The following is a 22,316-nucleotide window of genomic DNA, read 5'->3' as shown; positions in this document are numbered from 1 at the left end:
CGCCCGACGCTAACACCGAGTTCACCGTCGTTCGGCAGATTCGAGAAGCCAGTGTGCGAGGGGCGCCGGCCTGCCGAACAGAAAGCCCTGCGCGTAACGGCATTCGAGAGCTTCGATGATCGCGGCCTGCTCCTCGGTCTCGACGCCCTCGGCCACGGTGGCCACCGGAAGCGCCGATGCCATGGCGACGATGGCGCGAATCAGCTGGGTATCGGATTTGGAACTGCCGATCTGGTGGACGAAGGACTTGTCGATCTTGAGCAGCGCGATCGGCATCGCGCGCAACCTGCTCAGCGAGGAGTAGCCGATGCCGAAGTCGTCGAGCACGATGAGCACACCCATCGCGGCGAGTCGGTCGAGAACGTTTCTGGCCGCGCCCATGTCGTCGATCAGGACGCTCTCGGTGATCTCGAGTGCCAGATCCGCTCCGTCGAGGCCGTACGTGTCGAGGAGTCGTCCGACGACGACGGGCAGTGAATCGTCGCGCAATTGCATCGGGGAGACGTTCACCGACATGGTGACGTCTTGGCCGTTCGCGCGTAACGTCACCAGGTCCGAGAGCGCGGTACGTAGCACCCATTCGCCGATCTCCTTGATGAGATTGGTCGATTCGGCGATCGGAACGAACTCGTTGGGGGCGCGTACACGTCCTTGCCAGTTCCAGCGGACCAATGCCTCGTAGACGACTGTTGCGCGCGAGGCGGTCGCGATGATCGGCTGGTAGTACACCTCGAGCTCACCGCGCCGGATCGCGCCGCGCAGCGCGGTGGCCGTCTCGATGGCCGATGTCGCTCGAGCGCGGAGGGATTCGTCGAAGAACGCGAAGCGCGCCGGCCCGAGAGACTTGGCGTGATACATCGCGGTGTCGGCCTCGCGGATGGCGTCGTGCAGTCGGTCCGCGTCGGCGATGCCCACCGATGCCGTGACGTATGCCGTTGCCGCGCTGAGTGGGAACGGTTCGTTCATTCGATCGATGATGCGGCGGGCCAACGCTTCTGCACCACCGCGATCGCGTCGGGTCAGCACGACGAACTCGTCGCCCGCGTACCGAACCACGGTGTCGGCTGCGCCGACTGCGGAGCGGATCCGGCTCGCCGCAGCCATGATCAGTTCGTCGCCTACGCGGTGGCCGTACGAGTCGTTGACCATCTTGAAGTTGTCGAGGTCGACGAACAGGATGCACGTTCGTCCTGGACTGTTCGTATGCTCGAGCCGAGTGAATTCCTCGTCGAGCATCGTGCGGTTCGGTAGCCCGGTCAACAGATCGTGAGCGGCCAGATATTTCGCGTGCTCTTCGCTCGCCTGCACTCTGGTCAGTGCGCGTTCCCCACGGAGGAAGGCACCCACCAGGATCGAGGCGAGCAACAACGACCGCACGATCAGATCTCCGGTGGATACCGCCGAGCCGAGCAGCGGCACCGTAGCGCACACGCACAGCATGAGCACCACGAACACGACGCGGCGGCTGCTGTGCGCGGGCGCAGGAATCTGGCGTTGGGAGACAGTGCGCATCGACGGATCGAGCGCGGCCATCGCGAGGGAGAGGTACGCGAACAGGTAGATGCCGTCGAGCAATCCCGACGCAGGCGCGTCGGGGGTGGTGGCAGCGAAGGCGTACGAGACGTCGCCGACGAGTGTTGCAACGAGGGCGATCAGGGCCCACTGCAGCGCAGCCGTGCGGGGCTTGGCGGAGAACAGCAGGTAGGTGGTCAGGGTGATCAACGCCGCGTCGATCGCCGGATACACCCCGTTCAGTACCGTCGATGCCGACGAGCGGGGCGATTCCAGCGCAGGCGAGATGAACAGTAGCCACGACAGGAACAGGGTGCCGAGGAAGATCAGACCGGCGTCGACGAGTGGAGTGATGTCGTCGATCGACTGACGATCTCGAATCCAACGCGAGAGTGCGTACCCGACGAGTGCGTACCCGGTGAGCGTGAACAGGTCCGGCAGCAGCGGGAACGAGTGATTCAGTGCGCTGGGATCACTGCGGAGGGAGACCCCGAACATGAACAACACCGAGGCACCGAGCAGGGCCCACCAGCATCGGGAATCATCGGGTCGATAGCGACGGATGGCAGCGGTGATGGCGAGTACCGAACCGACGGCGACGGTGGCCAGGACACCGGCGCGCACCCCGGCGTCCCCGAGTACGAACACGGTGGTCGCGACGACGGCCACGGTGATCAGTCCGGCGGTACGTTTGGTGGGCATGGCGAAGGGGGCAGCGACCTTCGTATTCATCGAAGGACCCACTTCCTTGTCACTCGCGGCGATCACATGGCATTCGCGACGCCTTCACCGGTGAATATACGTCGTAGCGCAGTGCGCACGACGCCGAAGTTCGCCCTCTGCGGCGAAAGCAGTCCAACCGATGTTGCGAGGGCCGACGTCGTCCGTCTCGACGACCTCATCTGATCGGACATTTCGTCGACCGAGCCCGTCGATCCGGGGCGTCCTGGACCGCCATCGGTGCATCCATGGGGGTCAGCAAACAGGCGGTGCAGAAGCGTTTCGTCGCCAAGGGTGGTGACGATCCGGCCGATCTCGATGCCAGTCAGGGCTTCTCGCGTTTCACCCCGCGGGCTCGCAACGTGGTGGTCGGAGCGCAGAACGAGGCGCGGGCCACGGCCAATGACCGAATCACGACCGGGCATTTGATCCTCGGCCTGCTCAACGAACCCGAGGGGTCGGCAGCGAAGTTGTTGGGTGCTCAGGGGCAGACGCCTGAACAAATCCGTTCTGCGGTGACGGCGACATTGCCGGAACCGACCGACCCGATCCCGGACCTGGTGCCGTTCGACGCCGGTGCCAAGAAGGTGTTGGAACTGACGTTCCGCGAAGCACTTCGCTTGGGGCACAGGTACATCGGCACCGAGCACATTCTGCTGGCATTGTTGGAGAACGAGGATGCCACCCTTGCGGAGCTCGGAGTCCGCAAGGGGGCGATCGAAGAGGGGCTGGCCGCTCTGGAGAGCTAGGGCTGCGCCGACTTCTTCCGCTCCACGGCGGAGCGCACCTCCTCCTCGATCAGGTCGCCGTTGATGGCAGCGCCCGCTTTCGTTCCGGCCGCCGACGCCGCAACCACCGTGTCCATCGGCGCGGACACGTTGCCTGCGACCCAAACGCCAGGAACGGATGTGGCACCGACGGGGTCGGCCTCGATGTACGTGCCGAGGACGTTCTCGTTCATGACCATCTCGGTGGTGCCGATCCCCAGCGACACCAGGATGTCCGCGCGGGAGGTGAAGTTGGGTCCCACGACCAACGCGTCGAGCGCAATTCGTTCGCCGTTCGCGAGCGTCACGCCCACGATGGCGTCGTTGTCGACGTCGATTCGAGCGATTTCCTCGTCGACGACGGCGATGCCGCGTGCGTCGAGTCGCTCGAGATCACCCGCGGCCAATTCCGTTGCCGTGTGGGCGAATACCGTGACGTGCTCGGTGAGTTGGCGCCACATCTGTGCCTGGTGCCCGACCATGGCGCTGCCGATGATTCCGACAACGCGATCCCGCACCTCCCAGCCGTGGCAGTACGGGCAGTGCAGAACGTCGCGACCCCATCGCTCGGCGAGGCCCGGAATGTCCGGCAGGACGTCGGTGAGGCCCGTGGTGACCAGGATCCTCCGGCCGCGGACGACCGAACCGTCGGCGAGGGTCACCTCGAACCCGGATGCGGTTCTCCTCGCCGAGGTCGCGACGCCGTCGACGATGCGTGCGCCGTAGTGCCGCGCCTCGTCTCGGCCGAGTCGAACCAGTTCGAGAGGTGACTCGCCGTCGCGGGTGAGGTAGTTGTGAGAGTGCGCTGCCGGCGCGTTGCGCGGGTCACCGGCATCGATGATCACGACGGATCGTCGGGAACGGCCGAGGGCGACGGCGGCGCTGAGTCCGGCGACTCCGCCGCCGACGATGATCGCGTCGACCGGAGAGTGTGGATCGGTGTCTGTAGTCATGTCGACAGTGTGCGACTCACAACGAATACTGGCAAATACTCTTGCCACATCGGCAAATAGTGGAATCGAAAAGTACCCGACGTCGTAATCGAAGGTGTAAAACGGGCGAATAACCGAATTGTGATCGCGCCGACCGGTGTCGAGGTCTCCGGTGGTCGTCGTAAGCGCGCATGTACCGCTTGAACAGGGAGTTCGCTCGAGGTGTACTGGTCGGTAAGAATCGAGCCGGGGGGGCGCATGGGGCACTTCGAGATCGGAGAGACCGTGATCACGGTCCGCAATCTGGGACACGTTCGGTGGCGTAGCGGAATCCCGAAGGGAACCGTGGGAATCGTTGTCGGCGTCGACTGGCTCGGGGATGCCCGCGTGAATTTCGCCGTCGACGAGTCGATGCGCACCCGTGGTGAGACGGTGGAGCACATCGTCGCCGACGGCGATGTCCGCACTGTGCGGGCCGCTCCCCGCCGTCTGATCGGTTAGTTGCCTGCGGTTCGCTCGTCGTCGGTCGCGGGGCCGGTTTCTACGGCTCCGCCTTCGCTCGACCAGTCGTTGTCCTCCGCTGCCGCGGCCGGATCGGACGTCACGTCCTCCCTGGCGTCGGGTGCAGTGCCGTCGTTCTTCGAGTCGTTGCCGTGGGTAGTCATGACTCGGGGGTACCCGCGCGGGGCCGATGCAATCGTCGGCCCCGCGCGGGTGAGCGTTCGGTGGTCTCTACAGCCCGAAGGGCAGCGTTCCCGGTGCCAGCTCGAAGCCGCTGCTGCCAGCGGAGATGGAGCCGAAGCCACTGAGGATCTGGTTGATGAACGCGGTGATCATGTAATTCCTCTGTTCGATGCGATGGACCGTGTGTCCTGGACAACCCGATCGAGATTACCGGCAGCTGTAGCGTCGACGCTGTGAGGAGCCAGGGAATTCTCGTCGGTCTTGCTGTGAGCGCCGGTCTGCTTGCGGGCTGTTCGTCGGATTCTTCGGTACCGGAGGGGCCTGCTGTGTCGTCGGAGCCGTCCGTTCCGCTGAACTACGTCGCGCTGGGTGACTCGGCCGCATCGGGTCCGCGTATCCCCGACCAGATCGGTGTTCCGGGATGTCAGCAGTCCGACGCCAACTATCCGCACGTGCTCGCCGAGGAATTGGCGACCGGCTCGTTCGTCGATGTGACCTGCTCGGGTGCCGTCACCGAGAACATCGTCGCCACACCACAGAGCACATCCAGCGGTGAGGTGCCCGTGCAACTCGACGCGCTGACCCCCGACACCGATCTGGTGACCGTCACGATCGGCGGCAACGACATCGGGCTCGTCTCGACGGCTGTGCAATGCCTGACGTTCGCGGACACCTCGGCCACCAACATCTGCAAGGACCGCCTCACCGCAGGCGGCGTCGACACCGTGGCGACGGCCATCGCCGACAGGGCGCCCAGCTGGGGAGCGATGCTCGACGCGGTGGCCGAACGTGCGCCCGAGGCACGGATTCTGGTGGTCGGCTACGGCACCTATCTGCCGGACGGCGGTTGCTTTCCCACCCAGCCGATGCTGCCCGAGGACGCCGACTACATCCAGGGCAACATCACCGCGATGAACGAGGCCCTGCGAACGCAGGCGGAGGAACACGGTGCGGAATTCGTCGAAACCGAGGCGCTGAGCGTCGGACACGACGTGTGCGTGGCTCCGGACCAGCGGTATTTCGAGGGCGTCGTCCCGCAGAATCCTGCTGCACCGTTGCACCCGACGGCGGCGGGGATGGCAGCGATCGGTGACGCGGTCGCCGCTGCCGTGCGTGCCGGATAGGGAACCACGAAACCGTAACTGGCTCTTCTCAGGCGAGCCGGTCGACGTGAAGTCTTGACCGCATGGTGTCGTCTTCCGCAGTTCTCGGAGTGTTCGCAGTGGCTCTCGCGTTGGTTCTGACGCCGGGGCCCAACATGATCTACCTTGTCTCGCGCAGCATTTCGCAGGGCCGACGGGCGGGTGCGGTGTCGCTGGCCGGAGTCGCGCTCGGCTTCCTGGTCTATCTGACGGCCACCAATCTCGGCCTGGCGGCGGTGTTCACCGCCGTGCCCGCGCTCTACACGGCGGTCAAGCTCGCCGGCGCGGCCTACCTCGCCTGGCTGGCTGTGCAGGCGCTGCGCGGGAGCGTCTCGGCATTCGAACCGACCGAGCTGCAGCAGGATTCGACTCGGCGACTGTTCACCATGGGTTTGGTGACCAACCTGCTGAACCCGAAGATCGCGATCATGTACATCTCGGTCATCCCGCAGTTCGTCGATCCCGCGGCCGGTCACCTTCTGCTGCAGGGATTCACGCTCGGCAGTGTGCAGATCGCGGTGGCGGTGGCGGTCAACCTGGCGATCGTGGTGCTGGCCGGATCGATAGCGCAGTTCCTGGCCGTCCGCCCCACGTGGCTGAGGGTGCAGCGCTACTTCATGGGCACGGTGCTCGGGCTACTGGCGGTGCGGATCGCCACCGACGGCGGCAGGCCCGTGCCCGCGTGAGCTGTATGCGCGCCAGCCGCCGAATTCGGTGATGTCGGTTCCTTTCTCGGCCGCATCGTGCGCGCAGCAGAACCCGGTGACCCAGCGACCGTCGGACAACTCGACCGGACCCAGACCCATCGGTGCCGGTAGCCCGGCGAGGAAGGTCCCGAGCGCGGCAGCAGACATGCGGTAGAGCTCTCCGGAGATGGGAGCGCCGGCACCCGCGCGCCGCACCAGACCGGGCTTGGGCGGGGTGGTGTGCAGATCCACCAGCCGGTAGTCCGCCGTGGTCGTCACCTCACCACTGAATCGCGCACCGCGAGCGGTCAATTGGTGATGCACCGGAAAGCCGCGCAGATGCGCACCGACGACCAGTACCTCGATGCCGTCGTCGATCAGAGTCGGTGACGGTGTGCCGCTCAGTCGTGCGGCGAGGTCGATCGCGACCTGATCCTCGAACGCCGGTACCACGACCATGACCCCGAACGGAGAGCCGTCGTGCGTCGGAGCACCAGGAACGGCCACCGCGGCCATGTCGAGCAGGTTGCAGAAGTTGGTGAACGTGCCGAGGCGACGATTGATGCCCAGCGGATCCGATTGCACCGCAGCGATACTCGGATGTTCGGTGGTGGTGGGCAACAGCAGGCCGTCGACGTCGCTCAGAAGCGCGCGGGCAGTGGTCTTCGCTCGCGCGAGTGTGTCGAGATCGTCCACATATCGGTGGGCGGACGGCCCTGCGGCGGAGCGGACTATCGCAGCGACCGTGGGGTCGGCACCGGCAGGCGCGGTGTCGAGGAACTTCCCGACGGCCGAATAGCGTTGCGCCACCATCGCTCCGTCGTACAGCAGTGTGGCCGCGTCGAGTAGCTCCGAGATATCGACCTCGACGTGGGTGAAGCCCTTCTCGGCCAGGCCGGCCACCGTCTCCTCGAATGCCCGACGGTACGCCGGGCTCAACGACGCCAGATCCTCACCTCGCGGGATGGCGACCCGGGGCTCCGGTGACGCGGCCAGTCGCACGTCGGCCGGCCACGCCCGGCTGCGTGGATCGGTGATGGTGGGCCCGGTCATCACCTTCATCGCTGCAGTGGCACTGTCGAGATCGCGCGCGAGAACGGTGACGCAGTCGTAGTCGACGCACGCGGGCACGACGCCGGTGGTCGGCACGATACCCAGCGAGGCCTTGATGCCCACGAGTCCGTGGAAGGCGGCGGGCACTCGCCCGGAACCGGCTGTGTCGGTTCCGATTCCGATGTCCGCGATGCCCAGTGCCACGGCGACGGCCGAACCCGAACTGGATCCGCCCGAGACCAACGTCGGGTCCCAGGCGCAGCGCACCGCGCCGTAGGGGCTACGGGTGCCGACCAGTCCGGTGGCGAACTGATCCAGGTTGGTCTTGCCCAGCACCAATGCGCCCTGGCTCGTCAGTCGCTCGACGGCGACAGCGGACTCCGTAGGAATGAAGGCGAACTCGGGGCACGCCCCGGTGGTGGGCAGACCCGCCACGTCGATGTTGTCCTTGACCGCGACGAGCGTGCCGGCAAGCGGCAGATCTGCACCTGCCTCCAGTGCGCGTTCGAGCGCCACCGCCTCGGCCAGCACGTCGTCCTCGTCGCGCAGGGTGATCCACACCTCGGGTCGATCCACCTCGGCGATTCGCTTGTAGGCCTGCAGAACTCGGTCTCGGACCTCAGGCAGCATCGATCTTGCCTTTCTTGTCGAATTCGCCCGCAGCCGACCACGCGTCACGCTCGGCACCGAAGGCCACGGCCTGCGTTGCACGGAACTCGGCGATGGAGTCCGCGTTGGTGTCCAGGAAGGTCTCGTGCTCGGCGAGTGAGAACTCACCGTCGGTGATCTCCACTCCACCGCCGCGGCCTGCGGCCAGGTCGGCGCGCAGATCCAGCAGCTCCTCGGGTTCGACCGAGTACCAGGAGATTCGGTCGAAGAACCGCAACAGCCAAGGGGTTCCCTCCTCGAACGGGCCGCCGCTGTAGGCGGCACTGTGGTTCCACACCTGCGTGGTTCGACCCACGAACTGATACCCGCCTGGGCCTTCCATGCCGTAGATGCAGAGGTACGCCCCGCCGATCCCGACGGCGTTCTCCGGCGTCCAGGTTCGCGCCGGGTTGTACTTGGTCGTCACCAGGCGGTGTCGTGGGTCCAGTGGCGTGGCGACCGGAGCACCCAGGTACACGTCACCGAGTCCGAGCACCATGTAGTCGGCCGCGAAGACCGTGTCAAATACGTCTGCTACGGAATCGAGTCCGTTCATCCGCCGGATGAACTCGATGTTCCAGGGGCACCACGGGGCGTCGGCGCGCACGCCGTGCATGTACCGCTGAATTGCTTCCCGGGTCGAGGGGTCGTCCCACGAGAGCGGGAGCCGAACCTGGCGGCTGGGGACCACGAGTTCCGAGGCCGCGGGAAGGTCGTCCTCGACCTCGGACAGCAGGCCCATCAACGAATCGATCGACAGCACATCGGGATTCACCTTCACCTGCAGCGAGCGGATGCCGGGTGTCAGGTCCAACAGGCCCCGGGGCGCGATACCCTCGATCCGCTGGTGCAGGGCGTGTACCCGGGCACGCAGTGTGAGGTCGAGCTTCATGTCGCCGTACTCGATGAGCACGTTGTCGTCGCCCGATCGGCGGTAGGTGACGCACGTATCGGCGTCGCGTCGAGCGATGACGCCGTCGTCCCCGTCTCCGCCTGCGGAGAACACTGCGGGCAGCGACGCTCGACGAGCGAGACCGAGTGATCCCAGCGGCGCGGTGGCTGCGGCTCGCACCGGAACGAAGCGGATGGTGTCCCCCGGTCGCAGCTGGCCGAGCTTCCACCGCTCGGCCGCGACAACGGTGACGGGACAGACGAATCCGCCGAGGCTCGGGCCGTCGGGTCCGAGCAGGATCGGGGTGTCACCGGTGAAGTCCAACGCGCCGACGCTGTAGGCGTTGTCGTGAATGTTCGACGGGTGCAGTCCGGCCTCGCCGCCGTCGGTCCTGGCCCACTGCGGCTTCGGTCCGATCAAGCGGACTCCGGTGCGATCGGAATTGAAGTGCACCTCGTAGCGGGTGGCGTAGAGCGTGTCGATGTCGTCGCGGGTGAAGAACTCCGGTGCGCCGTGCGGCCCCTCGGTGACGGCGATGTCCCAGCTGGACGTCAGCACCGGTAGGTGTTCCATGGGAATGGGTCCGAGCACAGCGGAGTTGTCCGAGCGGCCGGCCAGGCCGATGACATCACCCTCACCGAGGGTGCCGCCGCGATGCCCGCCGAACTTGCCGAGCGTGAAAGTTGCTGCGCTGCCCAGATAGTCGTCGACATCGAGGCTGCCTTGGATCAGCACGTACACCCGCAGGCCGTGGCCGGTGGTGGGGCCGACATCGAGGGTCGACCCGGCGGGGACCAGAACCGGTTTCCACTGCGGGACCGGTCGGCCGTCGATGCGTAGCAGTACCGCAGCACCGGTCACGCAGACGTAGGTGTCGGCGTCGAACGTCAATGCCGGCCCGGCCATGGTGGATTCGAGTCCCGGAGCACCCTCGGGATTGCCGAGCGCGACGTTGCCGAGCCGGAACGACAGATCGTCCATCGGCCCCGACGGCGGCACGCCCACCTTCCAGTAGCCGATGCGTCCGGGCCAGTCCTGCACCGTGGTGATCATCCCGGGGCGCTGCACGGTCATCTTGGCGGCCGTACTGTTCACAGCGTTCATGCCCCCGCCGACTCTCGCGTCACGATCATCTGCACTGCGGTGGGGTCGAAACCGTTGCAGGGGTTGTTGATCTGCGGGCAGTTGGACACCAGCACCAGCGTGTCGATCTCGGCGCGCAGCGAGAGCTTCTTGCCGGGGGCCGACAAACCGTCGACGATGCCGAGGGTGCCGTCCGCGTCGACGGGGACGTTCATGAAGAAGTTGATGTTGGGGGCCAGGTCTCGCTTGCCGAGACCCCACTTGGAACCTTCGATGAGGAAGTTCTCGACGCACGCGTGCTGATGCTGCGTGTGGTGGCCGTAGCGCAGGGTGTTCGATTCCTTGGAGCAGGCACCGCCGACGGTGTCGTGGTTGCCGACCTCGTCCTCGACGATCGTCATCAGCGGCGTCGAATCATCGCTGCGCAGAACGGTTCCGGTGGTGAGGAACAAGTTCAGTTGCGCGGTGACCGTCGCAGCGGCGGAGTACCGGAGCGAGTGGTCGTGCGCGCCGTACAGCAGAGTGTCGACGGCCTGATTGCCGTAGAGGTCGACGATGGTCAGGACGTCACCGGCCTCGACGACGGCGGACCAGGGTCCGAACGCAGGGGCGATCTCGTCTCGGACGATCGTGGTCTCGAGGGTTCTGGTGGTCACTGCACTGGTAGTCACTGCGCTGCCTTCCATGCGTTCTCGGTGTTCTGCACCGCGCGCTGGTATTCCGGTTCGGTGTTGTCGAGCGTGAGCAGCTCTTCGGGTGCCTTCCAGGCCAGTACGTCGAGGGTCGTCGTGGGGAACTCGGATCTCGGGTCCAGTGGGTGAGCGGTGTTGGCCAGCAACACGATCACCGGCAGGTGGATGAGCAGATCGACCGAGCGGCCCGGTCCGGCCGAGCCGGTGCTGACGAGGCTCCCGTCCGCGGCGACGGTGACGCCGTGGAAGAACGACAGGGACGGCGCGACGTCGCGCGGTTCGAGTCCGTGCTTGGCTGCGGCGAGGGTGAACAGTTCACGCCCTGCCGGAGCCGACGAATGTGGTCCGCTGACTCCGTACTTGGCGACATTGGTCGCGGTGGAGGTGGTGCCGCACAGGGCGTCGTGGCGACCGGAGGTGTCGGCGACGATGGTGGCCAGCACGCGGCCCTGGTCCGAGAGCAGCGGGTGCCCCGAGCTCAGGTACGCCTGCCACGGCACCTTGACGGTGTCCGCGGTGTTGAGCCGTTCCCATGGGGCGTCGGCGCGGTAGAGCAGCACATTGGCGCAGGCGGCACCGTCGACGTCGACGAGTCGCAGCCGGGTTCCGCGAGCGAGGACCTTGGTGGCGTAGCTGCCGCCGGGAACCGATTCGGCCCACGTGAGCTCCGAGATGCCCTCCGGAGCGGTGGGGGCCGGTGCGACGGTCGCCTGGGACCGCGCATGTTCCTTGGCCGAATGGGTGGTTGCTGTGCTCATGAGAGTTCAGGCTCCGATCGTGACGGGCTTCGGGTGGGCTTTGCCGTGGGGAAGGCAGGCGATGCCCACGACGATCACGGCGAGGACGGTCAGAGGTGCCGCCCACCGCAGCAGCGGGAATTCGCCGGTGGGGTCGAAGATCTCGGCCCGCGGCCAGGACAGGTTGATCACCATCAGTCCGCCGTAGAGAACTGCGGCGATGTTGACGGGCAGGCCGAGTCGGCCGAGAGTGAAGAGCTTCTCGCCGTCGGCATCCTTCTGCACTCCGCCGTGCGGCCATCCCTTGAGACGTTGGATCAGCAACGGGACGGTCACCATCATGTAGGCGAGGTAGATCAGCACGATGCAGACGCTGGACAGCGTGGTGAAGATCGCGGAGTTACCGACGTTGACCGCTAGGATCGCGATGCAGGCGAGGCCGATGAGGACCGAGGGTGCGATGGGGGTTCCGGTGCGCGAGTTGACCTTCGCAAGGGCCGTCGAGGCTGGCAGTCGCCCGTCGCGGGCCATGGAGAACATCAGCCGTGATGCCGCGGTCTGGATGGCGAGGGTGCAGATGAACACGGCAATAGCGACGTCGACGAGCAGGACCTTGCCCCACGGGGACGTCAGGATCGAGTCGATGACGTACGGAAGTCCCTGTGTCGCAAGCCGACCGTCGGTGAGGCTCGGTGCCGCCATCAGTGCGCCGACGATCATCAGGCCACCGCCGAGAGCCGATGCCGAGAGGGCAAGGCGGATGGTGCGCGGTGCGACGCGTCGGGGATTGCGGGTTTCCTCGGCGAGCTCGCCTGCCGATCCGAAGCCGACCATGACGTAGGCGGCCATCAGGCCCGAGACGATCCAGGCTCCGATGTAACCGGGATCGGCTCCGGCACTTCCGGTATCGAAGACGACCTGCGGTCCGCGCTCGGCGTGGGTGAAGAACACCAGTACCAGCGCGATGACGCCGACGATTTCGCAGGTGACGCCGATGCTGTTGATGCGCGACATCCAGTTCACGCCGATGCAGTTGATGGTGGTGGTGAGTACCAGCAGAATCGAGCCCAGCACAACGGCATTCGCTGCTCCGCTCGACGAGGTGAGCGCGGTATCGTCACCGATCAGCTGGAATCCACCCCAGATGCTGGGCAGTACCACCTGCAGGGCGATGGCGGCGGCGGAGGCGGTCACGATCTGGGCGATGATCATGAACCAGCCGGCGAACCACCCGACCAGCTCACCGCCCATGCGCCGGGACCAGTGGTAGATCGCGCCCGAGATGGGGTAGCGGGCCGCGAGTTCGGCGAAGTTGAGGGCCACCATGAACTGGCCGAGGAACACCAGCGGCCAGGTGAGGAAGAAGGCCGGGCCGCCGAAGCTGAAGCCGAGGCCGAAGAGCTGGAAGATGGTGGTGAGGATCGAGACGAACGAGAAGCCGGCGGCGAACGACGCGTACTTGCCGAGACTGCGGTGCAGTTGCTGGTCGTACCCGAGGGCCGCCAGATCCGAATGGTCGGTGGTGGACGACGGTTCCGAACCCGCGCCCGGGGCCGGCAATGTTGTCGAGCTCATGTTCTCTCCTACAGGCGAGGTGGGTGGTGAGTGACCGCCCGCTGCATCGCCGAGGCGGGTTTCTGTCAGTTGATAGTTTTCGGCACCGCCGTTCCCGGGCGGTGACCGTCGTGCAACAAGCTCGTTTCGTCTATTTCGATCAAATGACAGAAATCTCACCGTCACGTCGACCTGACAAGATGCAGTCATGACCGGCGCAGGCAGACCACGGCTGAGCACAAAGAAGCGGGTAGGGGACACCGCTCGCGAGGAGATCCTCGACGCAGCAGCCGAGCTCTTCACCACTCGCGGCTTCACCAACACCTCCACCCGCGTCATCGCCGATGCCGTCGGATTGCGTCAGGCCTCGCTGTATCACCACTTCGCCACCAAGGACGACATCCTCGACGCACTCCTCAGCGGCACCGTCGATGCGCCGTTGGCCGTCGCGCAGCGCATCCGCGACTCGTCGGCCGATGCCGCAACCCAGATGTACGCACTGACCTACTTCGACGCCGGCCAGCTCGGTGCGTCCACCTGGAATCTCGGCGCGCTGTACCTACTTCCCGAGCTGCGCAGCGAGCGCTTCGAGACCTTCCGCAACCATCGATACACGTTGATGAGCCTGTATGCGGCCATCGCGTCGGACACGCTGGATCAACTGGGCTCCGAGCGTCGGACGGGGACGGAGGACTTACCGTTTCGCCTGGTGGAGACCGTGGTGAACGCGCGCGCCGACCGCGAGAACGGGCGCAGTGACCCCACCGCCGATGCGGCCGGGATCGCCGCGGCCGCACTGCGTGTGCTCGGCTGGGCCGGAGATGTCACTGCGCTGCACGACAGCGCGGAGGCCCTGCTCGAGTCGGTCGACGGAATAGTCGAGGATCGTCGGTCATTGCACAGGACATGACTTCCATAGCAATTGTCGGAGCAGGTGCAGGTCTCGGCGCAGCAGTGGCGCGTAAGTTCGGCGCGCAGGGCTTCTCGGTCGGCCTCATCTCCCGCAACCAGGCCCGTGTCGACGCCCTTGCCGATCAGCTCGCTGCCGAGGGTGTATCCGCGAAGGGATTCGTCGCCGATGTGCGCGACCCGGCCTCGATCGCCGCAGCGTTGGAGCAGGTGACCGAAACACTCGGCCCCATCGAGGTGCTGCAGTACAGCCCGCTTCCGCAGAAGGACTTCATGCGACCCGTCCTCGAGACCACCCCGGCAGACATGGTCGGCCCGGTCGAGTTCTCCATCTACGGTCCCATCGCCGCCGTCCATCAGGTGCTACCGGGAATGCGATTTCTCGGTAAGGACAAGGGCACGATCCTCTTTGTCAACGGCGGCTCTGCCGTGAAGCCCGGCCGTACCGTCACCGGTACGTCCATAGCGTTCGCCGGGCAGGCAGCCTATGCGCAGCTGCTCAACGAGGAGTTGGCCGAAGAGGGAATTCAGGTGTCGCAGTTGATCATCGGTGGTGCCATCGACGGCAGCGATCCGAAGAAGAGCCCCGAGGCTCTCGCCGAGCAGCTGTGGAGCCTGCACACCGAGCGCGATCGGTTCCGGGTTCAGGTCGCCACGGATTAGGGTTGCGTCCATGACGTCGCTGCCCGACTGGGCTCTGAGCCTGGACCTTGCACCACACCCGGAGGGTGGTTGGTTCCGGGAGACCTGGCGCAGCGACGTGACGATCCCGCAGACATCTCTGCCCGACGGTTATCCGGGCCCCCGCGCGGCGGGTACAGCCATTCTGTTCCTGCTCATGCCCGGCCAGCAGTCGGCCTGGCACACCGTCCGCGGCACCGAGCTGTGGCTCTACCACCGCGGCAGCCCCGTGCAACTGGACCTCGGCGGTGCGGGTTCCCAGCCAGGGGCCGTGACTTCGTTGCTGGTCGCACCGGAGTCACCGCAGCAGATAGTGCCACCGTCGGTGTGGCAGCGAGCGCGGCCGGCGGGTGACGAGCCGAGTCTGGTCAGCTGCACGGTCACCCCCGGATTCGATTTCGAGGACTTCCGGCTCGGGGGCCCCGCTGATGGGTAGGAAGCGGGCGACGGCCGGTTCATTGGAGCCCGGTGTATTCGAGATCGATTCGGGCACCTGCGAATTGGTGCGCGACACGTTTTCGGACGACGGCTGGGTCGTCAACGTCAACGACGTCCCGAGTTCGCACATCGACATGAACGACCCCACCGTGCTCGAATTCGAGTACATGCGGTGGATCTCCGGACTGGTTCGAGCGCAGTGGGATTCGAGCTTTCCGCTGCGGGCGCTGCACCTCGGAGGTGGGGCATGCACGTTGGCGCGCTCGTTCACCGCAGAGTTTCCCGGTGCACGTCAGGTGGTCGTGGAGCTCGACGGGAAGCTGTCGGAGCTGGTGCGCGAGTGGTTCGACCTGCCACGAGCACCGCTGCTCCGCATCCGCGTCGGTGAGGCACGGGCGGTCACCGAGACGCTGAGCGAGAACAGTCGCGACCTGATCGTGCGAGATGTGTTCGCGGGAGCGGTCACTCCGGAGCCGCTACTGACTGCCGAGTTCACCGCCCATGTCCGACGCGTCCTCTCCCCCGGCGGCATGTACGTCGTCAATTGCGGTGATCGACGCGATCTCTCGCTCGCGAAGCAGGAGGCGGCGACTCTTCGCAGTGTCTTTCCGCACCTGGCGATCGTCGCCGATCCGGCGATGCTCAAGGGCAGGCGCTACGGCAATATCATCATCGCCGGCAGTGACGTCCAGATCGGGGATTCCCCGTCCTTGGCCCGTGAACTACTCGGCGGCGCGGTTCCGGCGCACGTGTGGCTGACCGATCAGGTCGAGTCCTTCGCTCGGGATGCGAGAGTGTTGAAGGATTAAGGCGCTGGGTTGTTGCCCGCGAGATCTTTCGCCAGTCGCTCGGCAGCCGAGATCAGCAGGGGTACGAACTGCTCGGCCGACTCCAGCGTGACCCGGGCGGTGGGCCCGGCGATGGACATCGCCGTGAGCGTCGGTGCACCGATCACCGGCACCGCGAAGCAGCGCACTCCCACCTCCTGCTCACCGTCGTCGATGGCGTATCCGCGTTCGCGGATCAGTGCGAGATCCTCGAGCAACGCATCGAGGGTGGTGATGGTGTTGACGGTGCGAGGGGCCATGCCGAGCCGGCCGACGATCGCGCGGACGGCGTCATCCTCCAGTTGCGACAGCAGAGCCTTGCCGACGCCGGTGGAATGCGGCAGTACTCGCTGACCGACCTCGTTGAACATCCGCATGGCGTGTTCGGACGGAACCTGCGCGACGTAGACCGCCATGTCGTCCTCGAGGAATGCCATGTTCGACGTCTCGTGGGTGATCCGGACCAGCTCGGCGAGGTAGGGCTTGGCCCATCCCCCGATGAGTTTGGACGCGCTGTCGCCCAGGCGAATGAGTTTGGTGCCCAACGCATATCGCCGGGACGGCAGCCGCCGGACGTAACCGAGCGAGACCAGGGTCCCGACCAGTCGGTGCACGGTCGGCATCGGCAGGTCGGTACCCTCGGCCAGTTCGCTGATTCCGATGGATCCGCCCGAGGCAGCCATGATGTCGAGCAGCTCGAATGCGCGCTCCACGGACTGCACCCCGCCACCTGCCGCCACAGTCCCACCTCGCATGCTCGTAGCTTCTACCGATCTCGATAGAACACTACTGGTGATGCCGCGTCGCCACCGGTGGTGCTGCGGTCACCACCGACGGAGAGGGTTTCTGGCCTCTGGTGATGACGTTGAACAGGATGTTCAGCACGACGGCCACGATGCTCGCGGCGCTGATGCCCGAGTCGAGCACCACGTGCACCCAGTCGGGGAAGGCGGCGTAGAAGCCCGGTACCGCGATGGGGATGACGCCGAAGCCGATGGCCACCGCCACGATGACGAGGTTCAGGTTGCCGTCGAACTCCACCTTGGAGAGCGTCCTGATTCCGCTGGCGGCCACCGAGCCGAACAGCACGATGCCCGCGCCGCCGAGCACCGGCAGCGGCACCGATGCGACGACCAACCCGAGGATGGGAAAGAGTCCGAGGAACAGCAGTACCGAGCCGCCGGCCGCGACGACGTAGCGACTCTTGATTCCGGTGACCGCCACCAGGCCGACATTCTGCGCGAAGGCACTGGCCGGGAAGGTGCCGAACACGGGCGCGATGGTGGTGGCGACCATGTCCGCGCGCAGGCCGTCGCCGACGCGTCGGGCGTCGACGTCGGTGCCCACGATCTCACCGACGGCCAGGATGTCCGCCGTGGTCTCGGTCATGATCACCAGGATGACGACCACCATCGACAGGATCGCCGCGATCTGGAAGGTCGGTGCTCCGAACGCGAACGGTTCGGGGAGGCTGAAGATGGCACCGTCACCCACACCGGAGAAGTCGGCCTTGCCGACGAGGACGGCGAAGACAGTGCCGACCACGATGCCGATCAGAATCGACAGTCGCGAGAGCGTGCCCTGCACCAATCGGCTGACGAGCAGAACCACCACGAGGCTGAAGGCTGCGAGCCCGATGTTGGACATCGAGCCCCAGTCGGTGGCCTGCTGATCACCGCCCATCGCCCACCGAACCGCGACGGGCAGTAGCGAGATGCCGATGACGGTGATGATCGTGCCGGTCACCACCGGTGGGAAGAATCGCACGATCTTGCTGAAGAACGGGGTGATGAGGATGCCGATTGCACCGGCGGCGATGATGGCACCGAACACCGAATTGAGTCCGCCCGGGCCACTTGCGATGGCCACCATCGTCGACACCGATGCGAACGAAATGCCCTGCACCAGCGGGAGTTTTGCACCGAAGTACGGCACTCCGAGGGTTTGCAGCAAGGTGGCCGCTCCACTGACGAACAGTGCGGCCGAGACCAGCAGTGCGATCTCGGTCCCGGTGAGTCCCGCTGCGCCACCGACGATCAGGGGTGGTGCGATGACGCCGCCGTACATCGTCAGGATGTGCTGCAATCCGTAGACGTACGACCTGCCGATCGACAACCGCTCATCCTCGGGACGGGCGGGGTCGTGCGGCGCATGGGTCTTGGTCGCCGTGCGTTTCGTCAGCTTCATGGCCGGGCGCTCCTAGCAGAATCCGGGAACGGTATCCCAGGCGCGGCCTGCGTCCGGGGCGTCGTCGCGTTCCACCGTGGCCTCGATCAGACCGTAGGGACGATCCGCGACGTAGAAGACCTCACCGGGGTTGTCGAGTCCGAACGGCTCCAGGTCGACGAGGAAGTGGTGGATGTTGGGCATCGAGAACTTGATCTCGCCGATTTCCGGGTGCGCTTCGAGTACCTGCTTGCCCATCTGGAACAGGCTCTGCTGCAACGCAAGAGAGTGAGTGGACGCGAAGGCGTCGAGCATGATGGAACGGACGTCGTCGAAGGTCTTGTCGAAGTCCAGCTCGGTGGTGAGGTACCGCCAGCGGGCGCTGACCGAGGTGGCGAGGATTCGGTCGGTGGTTTCCTTCAGCGTGGTGTAGCGATCCTTCGGGTAGCCCCAGAACTCCGACGCCGTGGAGTTGAGGACCACGAGGTCGCTGACTCCGGAGACGATGGAGATGTCGTCGCCGTCGATCGTGACGATGGTGTTCCGCTTCTCGTCGCTGGCCTTGACGAAGGAGTGGTCGTAGCCGTCTTCACCGTTCGCGATACGCGACCAGCAATACTGCTCGACTTCCCAACGACCGCCGGTGATCCAGTCGAAGCTGTCGGTGAAATGCGCGCCGAGACGGAGGGCGAAGTTCTCGATCGCCCCGATGCCGTCCCGCGCGAACGCGTACACGGTGTTCTTCTGGGTATCGGTGGCAACGACGTGGGCGTTGTCGCCCTCGGTGTGCACTGCCTCGAGGTCGCCGCGCAGCTGCGAGGTGACGCTGACGTCGGTGATGCGGTGGCGAGGAGTCTCGCGGTCGATGCGGACGAGTCTGCATTCGGCTTTTCCGTACTGGTTTGCTCCGAGCACGATGGTCATGGGTTCTAGCTCCCTCTATAGGTGGTGAAAGCGAACGGACTCAACAGAAGTGGGACGTGGTAGTGCTGATCGGGTGCGGTGATCTCGAAGGTGACGATCACCTCGGGGTGGAAGCACTCGATGTGCTGCGCTGCGAAGTACGCACCGGTGGCGAAGGTGAGGCGGTAGGTTCCCGGCGTCAGTTCTCTCGGCCCGAGCGACGAGACTCGACCCTGTTCGTCGGTCACCGCCTCGGCCACCGCGGTGCCGTGGGAATCGGCAAGGGAAATCGAGAGTCCCTGCGCAGGAACACCTCTCGCCGCATCGAGTACGTGGGCGGTCACATGGCTCCTCGGGTCAGGCATCGCCGAGACCTCCGGTTGCACGAATCTCGGCGATCTGCCGCAGTTCGTGTTCGACGACGACGGCCTCTGTCCCGGGGTCGTTGTCGAGCCTGCTCTGCAGAGCGTCGAGAACTGCCTGGGCGTCGCGGCCGGCCGCCCTGATCAGAAACACCTGCCCGAAACGGTCCTCGTAGGCCAGATTTCCCGCTCGCAGCCGCTGTTCGACACTCGCGTCGGAGATGTCGACGCCGGATTGTTCGGCGCTCGCGTAGTCCGCACTTGCATCGTGATTGTCGGGTTTCTCGCCGATGCGCGGATGCACGGCGAGCGCTCGACGCACCTCTTCGGCTGTCAATGGTGCGGCAGCGTGATGAACGGCGTGGCGCAGGGCCTGAACGTCGGTGAACGGTCGGGCGCTCAGAACTCCCTCGACCCAGCGAGGCACGTCGAGGCAGAGCGAGAGTGTGCGTGCCGCGTCGGTCTCGGTGGCCGCGTTCAGATCGTCGACGACCCCGGATGTGTCTGATTCCGCATTACGAAATGATGATTCCACCAAACGAGCGTGACACCGATCACATCACGTGTCAAGGGCTGATCTCGACCGATCCGCATCGACCTCTGAGGTGTTGCTGCACTGCGGCATTGGGCGCTCCGTCATGGCCGGCCGTGCGGTCGGGTCTTGACAGATCGACGTGGTCCACGCCACACTCGAATTACAAAACGGAATTGCTATTCCACAATACGGACTTTCTGCATCGACCAGTCCGGCCCGTTCGAGCCCGAGAGGAACGACTTCATGACGGAGCTTTTCTGTAACGGTGGTGCCATGCGCGGCGGCAGCCTGCATCACAACGTCTCGTCCCACCCGTTCGTGGGGACCGTGCGCACCACCCCCAGTTACCGGTTCTTCTCGGTACGTGACGAGTTTCCGGCGCTGCTGCTCGATCACACCGCAGGTGCGGCCATCGAGGGCGAGCTGTACGACATTCCGCTGGACGACATACGTACGGTGTTCCTCCCGGACGAACCACCGGAGCTCGAGCTCACCGTGGTTGCGCTCGAGGACGGGCGCTCGGTCCTGGGCGTCGGCCTCCGCCCCGGGGTGCTTAACGCGCAGCCGGACGAGCTGACCGACATCACCTATGCAGGCAGCTGGCGCAGGTACCGCGGACTGCCGCAACCTCAGAACTGAAAGGCACTGTGCATGAATATCTTTGCTGATTCTCGACTCCGTTACACCGTCAACTGTTCCATTCTCTTCACCGATGTGCCCCTGCTCGATCGCCCGCAGCGTGCCAAAGATGCCGGCTTCGACGCCGTCGAGTTCTGGTGGCCGTTCTCGAACCCGGTCCCGTCCGATGCCGACGTCGATGCATTCGTGTCCTCCGTCCGGGATTCAGGCGTACAGCTCACCGGCCTGAACTTCGCCGCGGGAGACATGCCCGCCGGTGACCGCGGAATTCTCTCCGATCCGTCGCAGGCGCAGGCGTTTCGCGACAACATCGACGTCACCGTGGGTATCGGCGAGCGGCTGGGTACCCGGGCCTTCAACGCCCTGTACGGGAATCGCATCGGTGGCGTCGACCCGATCGAGCAGGACGAGGTGGCGATCGAGAACCTGGCCGCAGCCGCGAAGGCAGCCGCGACCATCGGTGCGGTCGTACTGGTCGAGCCGGTGAGTGGTGCACCCGCATACCCGCTGAAGTCTGCGGCCGGAGCCGTCGCCACCATCCGACGCGTGGCCCGCGAGCAGGACGTACACAACCTGCGCCTGTTGGCCGACCTGTACCACCTCGCCGTCAACGGAGACGCCGTCGCTGCTGCACTCGAGGCCCACCACGACCTGATCGGGCATGTACAGATCGCCGATTCCCCCGGCCGCGGAGAACCGGGCACCGGCACGCTCGACCTCGGCGGACAGCTCGCCGGCCTCGCGGAACGGGGTTACGACGGCTACGTCGGACTCGAATACAAAGCCACCCGCGAGAACACGTTCGACTGGATCGAGCTGGCTCTTTCCACCGGCACCACAACCAAGTAAGGATTCCCATGAGCACCATTGCATTCATCGGCCTCGGAATCATGGGCAGTCCCATGTCCGTTCACCTCGCGAAGGCGGGCCACCAGGTGGTCGGCTACAACCTGACGCCCGATCGCACGGGTCCATTGGTCGAGGCCGGCGGCACTGCTGCCGATTCGATCGCCAAGGCCGTCCACGACGCCGACATCGTCGCGATCATGGTCCCCGACTCTCCTGACGTCCAGGACGTTCTCGCCGGTGAAGGCGGGGTGTTCGACAATGCTCGACGCGACGCGCTGATCATCGACTTCTCCAGCATCCGTCCCGACGTCACCGCCACCTTGGCCGCCGACGCGTCCTCGCGTGGGTTCCGTATCCTCGACGCCCCGGTCTCCGGCGGCCAGGCCGGTGCCGAGAACGCGACTCTGTCGATCATGGTCGGTGGCAGCGCGGACGACTTCGCCACGGCCAAGCCGATTCTCGACGTCGTCGGCAAGACCGTCGTGCACGTGGGTCCGAGTGGTTCCGGTCAGACGGTCAAGGCGGCCAACCAGCTGATCGTCGCCGGCAACATTCAGGTGCTCGCCGAGGCGATCGCGTTCCTCGAGGCCTACGGCGTCGATCTGGCTGCGTCGGTCGAGGTTCTCGGCGGCGGCCTCGCCGGTTCGGCCGTGCTGAACCAGAAGGCCCAGAAGATGCTCGACCGGTCGTTCGAGCCCGGGTTCCGCATCGACCTGCACCACAAGGATCTCGGCATCGTCACCTCGGCTGCGCGTGAAGCGGGAGTCGTGATTCCCATGGGCGCGGTGCTGGCGCAGCTGATGGCCTCCGCCCGCGCCAACGGCGACGGTGGACTGGATCATTCGGCCCTGTATCGCGGAGTCGCTCGGCTCTCGGGTTCCCCGATCGCAAACAAGGACAACTGA

Annotated in this window: 23 protein-coding genes and 1 pseudogene; 11 read left to right on the top strand and 13 right to left on the bottom strand. The window is 65.6% G+C overall.

The genetic code is table 11. The annotated features are described in order from the left end of the window. Positions 1-21: 21 nt before the first annotated feature. Entirely contained in the window at positions 22-2,244 is a 2,223-nt protein-coding gene (locus tag MTX35_RS20165) for a bifunctional diguanylate cyclase/phosphodiesterase (protein ID WP_243596663.1), read from the bottom strand. Positions 2,245-2,411: 167 nt separating this feature from the next. Between MTX35_RS20165 and MTX35_RS20160 the strand changes: the two are divergent. Next, positions 2,412-2,981 (top strand): annotated as a pseudogene (locus tag MTX35_RS20160) (Clp protease N-terminal domain-containing protein); the annotation flags it as partial. Here the strand turns inward: MTX35_RS20160 and MTX35_RS20155 are convergent. Continuing rightward, positions 2,978-3,952: an NAD(P)/FAD-dependent oxidoreductase gene (locus MTX35_RS20155; RefSeq protein ID WP_243596662.1), complete on the bottom strand. Its 975-nt coding sequence runs from the start codon at positions 3,950-3,952 to the stop codon at positions 2,978-2,980. The pseudogene MTX35_RS20160 and the gene MTX35_RS20155 sit on opposite strands and share 4 nt — an antisense overlap. Before the next feature lie 237 nt (positions 3,953-4,189). Between MTX35_RS20155 and MTX35_RS20150 the strand changes: the two genes are divergently transcribed. Beyond that, on the top strand, positions 4,190-4,432 hold the full coding sequence (locus MTX35_RS20150) for a hypothetical protein (RefSeq protein ID WP_243596661.1): 243 nt from the start codon (positions 4,190-4,192) through the stop codon (positions 4,430-4,432). Here the strand turns inward: MTX35_RS20150 and MTX35_RS20145 are convergent. After that, positions 4,429-4,596: a hypothetical protein gene (locus MTX35_RS20145; RefSeq protein WP_243596660.1), complete on the bottom strand. Its 168-nt coding sequence runs from the start codon at positions 4,594-4,596 to the stop codon at positions 4,429-4,431. The two genes, MTX35_RS20150 and MTX35_RS20145, sit on opposite strands and share 4 nt — an antisense overlap. A 252-nt stretch (positions 4,597-4,848) precedes the next feature. Between MTX35_RS20145 and MTX35_RS20140 the strand changes: the two genes are divergently transcribed. Together MTX35_RS20140 and MTX35_RS20135 are read left to right on the top strand one after the other, a co-directional pair. Next, positions 4,849-5,739 carry an SGNH/GDSL hydrolase family protein gene (locus MTX35_RS20140; protein WP_243596659.1) on the top strand — a complete coding sequence of 297 codons (891 nt, stop codon included), beginning with the start codon at positions 4,849-4,851 and terminating at the stop codon, positions 5,737-5,739. Between the two features lie 62 nt (positions 5,740-5,801). Continuing rightward, the gene (locus MTX35_RS20135; protein WP_243596658.1) at positions 5,802-6,443 is read left to right on the top strand and encodes a LysE family translocator; all 642 of its coding nucleotides are present in this window, start codon (positions 5,802-5,804) and stop codon (positions 6,441-6,443) included. Here the strand turns inward: MTX35_RS20135 and atzF are convergent. From atzF to MTX35_RS20110, 5 genes are read right to left on the bottom strand one after another with little or no spacing between them, the layout of a single operon-like run. Next, positions 6,393-8,126: an allophanate hydrolase gene (gene atzF, locus MTX35_RS20130; RefSeq protein WP_243596657.1), complete on the bottom strand. Its 1,734-nt coding sequence runs from the start codon at positions 8,124-8,126 to the stop codon at positions 6,393-6,395. The two genes, MTX35_RS20135 and atzF, sit on opposite strands and share 51 nt — an antisense overlap. Further along, positions 8,116-10,140, bottom strand: a complete 2,025-nt coding sequence (locus MTX35_RS20125) for a 5-oxoprolinase/urea amidolyase family protein (RefSeq protein WP_243596656.1) — start codon at positions 10,138-10,140, stop codon at positions 8,116-8,118. Before MTX35_RS20125 ends, atzF begins: the two co-directional genes overlap by 11 nt. Then, entirely contained in the window at positions 10,137-10,805 is a 669-nt protein-coding gene (locus tag MTX35_RS20120) for an urea amidolyase associated protein UAAP2 (protein WP_243596655.1), read from the bottom strand. Before MTX35_RS20120 ends, MTX35_RS20125 begins: the two co-directional genes overlap by 4 nt. After that, positions 10,787-11,569: an urea amidolyase associated protein UAAP1 gene (locus MTX35_RS20115; RefSeq protein WP_243596654.1), complete on the bottom strand. Its 783-nt coding sequence runs from the start codon at positions 11,567-11,569 to the stop codon at positions 10,787-10,789. The genes MTX35_RS20120 and MTX35_RS20115 overlap by 19 nt, the downstream gene beginning before the upstream one ends. 6 nt (positions 11,570-11,575) lie before the next feature. Further along, positions 11,576-13,123 carry an amino acid permease gene (locus MTX35_RS20110; RefSeq protein WP_243596653.1) on the bottom strand — a complete coding sequence of 516 codons (1,548 nt, stop codon included), beginning with the start codon at positions 13,121-13,123 and terminating at the stop codon, positions 11,576-11,578. Between the two features lie 187 nt (positions 13,124-13,310). Between MTX35_RS20110 and MTX35_RS20105 the strand changes: the two genes are divergently transcribed. The 4 genes from MTX35_RS20105 to MTX35_RS20090 are packed head-to-tail and all read left to right on the top strand — an operon-like array spanning position 13,311 to position 15,939. Further along, positions 13,311-14,012, top strand: a complete 702-nt coding sequence (locus tag MTX35_RS20105; RefSeq protein WP_243596652.1) for a TetR/AcrR family transcriptional regulator — start codon at positions 13,311-13,313, stop codon at positions 14,010-14,012. After that, positions 14,009-14,674 carry an SDR family NAD(P)-dependent oxidoreductase gene (locus MTX35_RS20100; protein ID WP_243596651.1) on the top strand — a complete coding sequence of 222 codons (666 nt, stop codon included), beginning with the start codon at positions 14,009-14,011 and terminating at the stop codon, positions 14,672-14,674. Before MTX35_RS20105 ends, MTX35_RS20100 begins: the two co-directional genes overlap by 4 nt. Before the next feature lie 10 nt (positions 14,675-14,684). Beyond that, positions 14,685-15,128 (top strand): cupin domain-containing protein, encoded by a 444-nt coding sequence (locus MTX35_RS20095; protein WP_243596650.1) that lies wholly within the window; start codon positions 14,685-14,687, stop codon positions 15,126-15,128. Continuing rightward, positions 15,121-15,939: a spermidine synthase gene (locus tag MTX35_RS20090; protein WP_243596649.1), complete on the top strand. Its 819-nt coding sequence runs from the start codon at positions 15,121-15,123 to the stop codon at positions 15,937-15,939. The genes MTX35_RS20095 and MTX35_RS20090 overlap by 8 nt, the downstream gene beginning before the upstream one ends. Here the strand turns inward: MTX35_RS20090 and MTX35_RS20085 are convergent. The 5 genes from MTX35_RS20085 to uraD are packed head-to-tail and all read right to left on the bottom strand — an operon-like array spanning position 15,936 to position 19,923. Beyond that, on the bottom strand, positions 15,936-16,712 hold the full coding sequence (locus tag MTX35_RS20085; protein WP_374230339.1) for an IclR family transcriptional regulator: 777 nt from the start codon (positions 16,710-16,712) through the stop codon (positions 15,936-15,938). The two genes, MTX35_RS20090 and MTX35_RS20085, sit on opposite strands and share 4 nt — an antisense overlap. A 31-nt stretch (positions 16,713-16,743) precedes the next feature. After that, a complete protein-coding gene (locus MTX35_RS20080; RefSeq protein WP_243596648.1) occupies positions 16,744-18,144 on the bottom strand; it encodes a nucleobase:cation symporter-2 family protein in 1,401 nt (466 codons plus the stop codon). A 12-nt stretch (positions 18,145-18,156) separates the two neighbouring features. Then, positions 18,157-19,047, bottom strand: coding sequence for a factor-independent urate hydroxylase (gene pucL / locus MTX35_RS20075; RefSeq protein WP_243596647.1), 891 nt, complete (start codon positions 19,045-19,047; stop codon positions 18,157-18,159). Positions 19,048-19,052: 5 nt separating this feature from the next. Further along, the gene (gene uraH, locus MTX35_RS20070; protein WP_243596646.1) at positions 19,053-19,391 is read right to left on the bottom strand and encodes a hydroxyisourate hydrolase; all 339 of its coding nucleotides are present in this window, start codon (positions 19,389-19,391) and stop codon (positions 19,053-19,055) included. Beyond that, positions 19,384-19,923 carry a 2-oxo-4-hydroxy-4-carboxy-5-ureidoimidazoline decarboxylase gene (uraD, locus tag MTX35_RS20065; protein WP_243596645.1) on the bottom strand — a complete coding sequence of 180 codons (540 nt, stop codon included), beginning with the start codon at positions 19,921-19,923 and terminating at the stop codon, positions 19,384-19,386. Before uraD ends, uraH begins: the two co-directional genes overlap by 8 nt. Positions 19,924-20,166: 243 nt before the next feature. Between uraD and MTX35_RS20060 the strand changes: the two genes are divergently transcribed. Genes MTX35_RS20060 through MTX35_RS20050 form a run of 3 tightly spaced genes read left to right on the top strand, consistent with a single transcriptional unit; the run spans position 20,167 to position 22,316 of the window. Further along, on the top strand, positions 20,167-20,562 hold the full coding sequence (locus MTX35_RS20060) for a gamma-glutamylcyclotransferase (protein ID WP_243596644.1): 396 nt from the start codon (positions 20,167-20,169) through the stop codon (positions 20,560-20,562). 12 nt (positions 20,563-20,574) lie between these two features. Next, positions 20,575-21,411, top strand: coding sequence for a hydroxypyruvate isomerase family protein (locus MTX35_RS20055; RefSeq protein ID WP_243596643.1), 837 nt, complete (start codon positions 20,575-20,577; stop codon positions 21,409-21,411). An 8-nt stretch (positions 21,412-21,419) separates the two neighbouring features. Then, on the top strand, positions 21,420-22,316 hold the full coding sequence (locus MTX35_RS20050) for a 2-hydroxy-3-oxopropionate reductase (protein ID WP_243596642.1): 897 nt from the start codon (positions 21,420-21,422) through the stop codon (positions 22,314-22,316).

The organism is Rhodococcus sp. ARC_M12 (assembly GCF_022810385.1).
GTDB classification, from domain to species: Bacteria; Actinomycetota; Actinomycetes; order Mycobacteriales; family Mycobacteriaceae; genus Rhodococcoides; species Rhodococcoides navarretei.
This window is presented reverse-complemented; position numbering and strand designations above follow the sequence as displayed.

Bases quoted from the DNA above. Each gene is read 5' to 3' on its own strand.
- MTX35_RS20095 (WP_243596650.1), top strand. From the start codon at position 14,685: ATGACGTCGCTGCCCGACTGGGCTCTGAGCCTGGACCTTGCACCACAC.
- MTX35_RS20085 (WP_374230339.1), bottom strand. From the start codon at position 16,712: ATGCGAGGTGGGACTGTGGCGGCAGGTGGCGGGGTGCAGTCCGTGGAG.
- pucL (WP_243596647.1), bottom strand. From the start codon at position 19,047: ATGACCATCGTGCTCGGAGCAAACCAGTACGGAAAAGCCGAATGCAGA.
- MTX35_RS20125 (WP_243596656.1), bottom strand. From the start codon at position 10,140: ATGAACGCTGTGAACAGTACGGCCGCCAAGATGACCGTGCAGCGCCCC.
- MTX35_RS20165 (WP_243596663.1), bottom strand. From the start codon at position 2,244: ATGAATACGAAGGTCGCTGCCCCCTTCGCCATGCCCACCAAACGTACC.
- atzF (WP_243596657.1), bottom strand. From the start codon at position 8,126: ATGCTGCCTGAGGTCCGAGACCGAGTTCTGCAGGCCTACAAGCGAATC.
- MTX35_RS20090 (WP_243596649.1), top strand. From the start codon at position 15,121: ATGGGTAGGAAGCGGGCGACGGCCGGTTCATTGGAGCCCGGTGTATTC.
- MTX35_RS20100 (WP_243596651.1), top strand. From the start codon at position 14,009: ATGACTTCCATAGCAATTGTCGGAGCAGGTGCAGGTCTCGGCGCAGCA.
- MTX35_RS20055 (WP_243596643.1), top strand. From the start codon at position 20,575: ATGAATATCTTTGCTGATTCTCGACTCCGTTACACCGTCAACTGTTCC.
- MTX35_RS20060 (WP_243596644.1), top strand. From the start codon at position 20,167: ATGACGGAGCTTTTCTGTAACGGTGGTGCCATGCGCGGCGGCAGCCTG.
- uraH (WP_243596646.1), bottom strand. From the start codon at position 19,391: ATGCCTGACCCGAGGAGCCATGTGACCGCCCACGTACTCGATGCGGCG.
- MTX35_RS20080 (WP_243596648.1), bottom strand. From the start codon at position 18,144: ATGAAGCTGACGAAACGCACGGCGACCAAGACCCATGCGCCGCACGAC.
- MTX35_RS20050 (WP_243596642.1), top strand. From the start codon at position 21,420: ATGAGCACCATTGCATTCATCGGCCTCGGAATCATGGGCAGTCCCATG.
- MTX35_RS20145 (WP_243596660.1), bottom strand. From the start codon at position 4,596: ATGACTACCCACGGCAACGACTCGAAGAACGACGGCACTGCACCCGAC.
- MTX35_RS20110 (WP_243596653.1), bottom strand. From the start codon at position 13,123: ATGAGCTCGACAACATTGCCGGCCCCGGGCGCGGGTTCGGAACCGTCG.
- MTX35_RS20135 (WP_243596658.1), top strand. From the start codon at position 5,802: ATGGTGTCGTCTTCCGCAGTTCTCGGAGTGTTCGCAGTGGCTCTCGCG.
- MTX35_RS20120 (WP_243596655.1), bottom strand. From the start codon at position 10,805: ATGGAAGGCAGCGCAGTGACTACCAGTGCAGTGACCACCAGAACCCTC.
- MTX35_RS20150 (WP_243596661.1), top strand. From the start codon at position 4,190: ATGGGGCACTTCGAGATCGGAGAGACCGTGATCACGGTCCGCAATCTG.
- MTX35_RS20115 (WP_243596654.1), bottom strand. From the start codon at position 11,569: ATGAGCACAGCAACCACCCATTCGGCCAAGGAACATGCGCGGTCCCAG.
- MTX35_RS20105 (WP_243596652.1), top strand. From the start codon at position 13,311: ATGACCGGCGCAGGCAGACCACGGCTGAGCACAAAGAAGCGGGTAGGG.
- MTX35_RS20155 (WP_243596662.1), bottom strand. From the start codon at position 3,952: ATGACTACAGACACCGATCCACACTCTCCGGTCGACGCGATCATCGTC.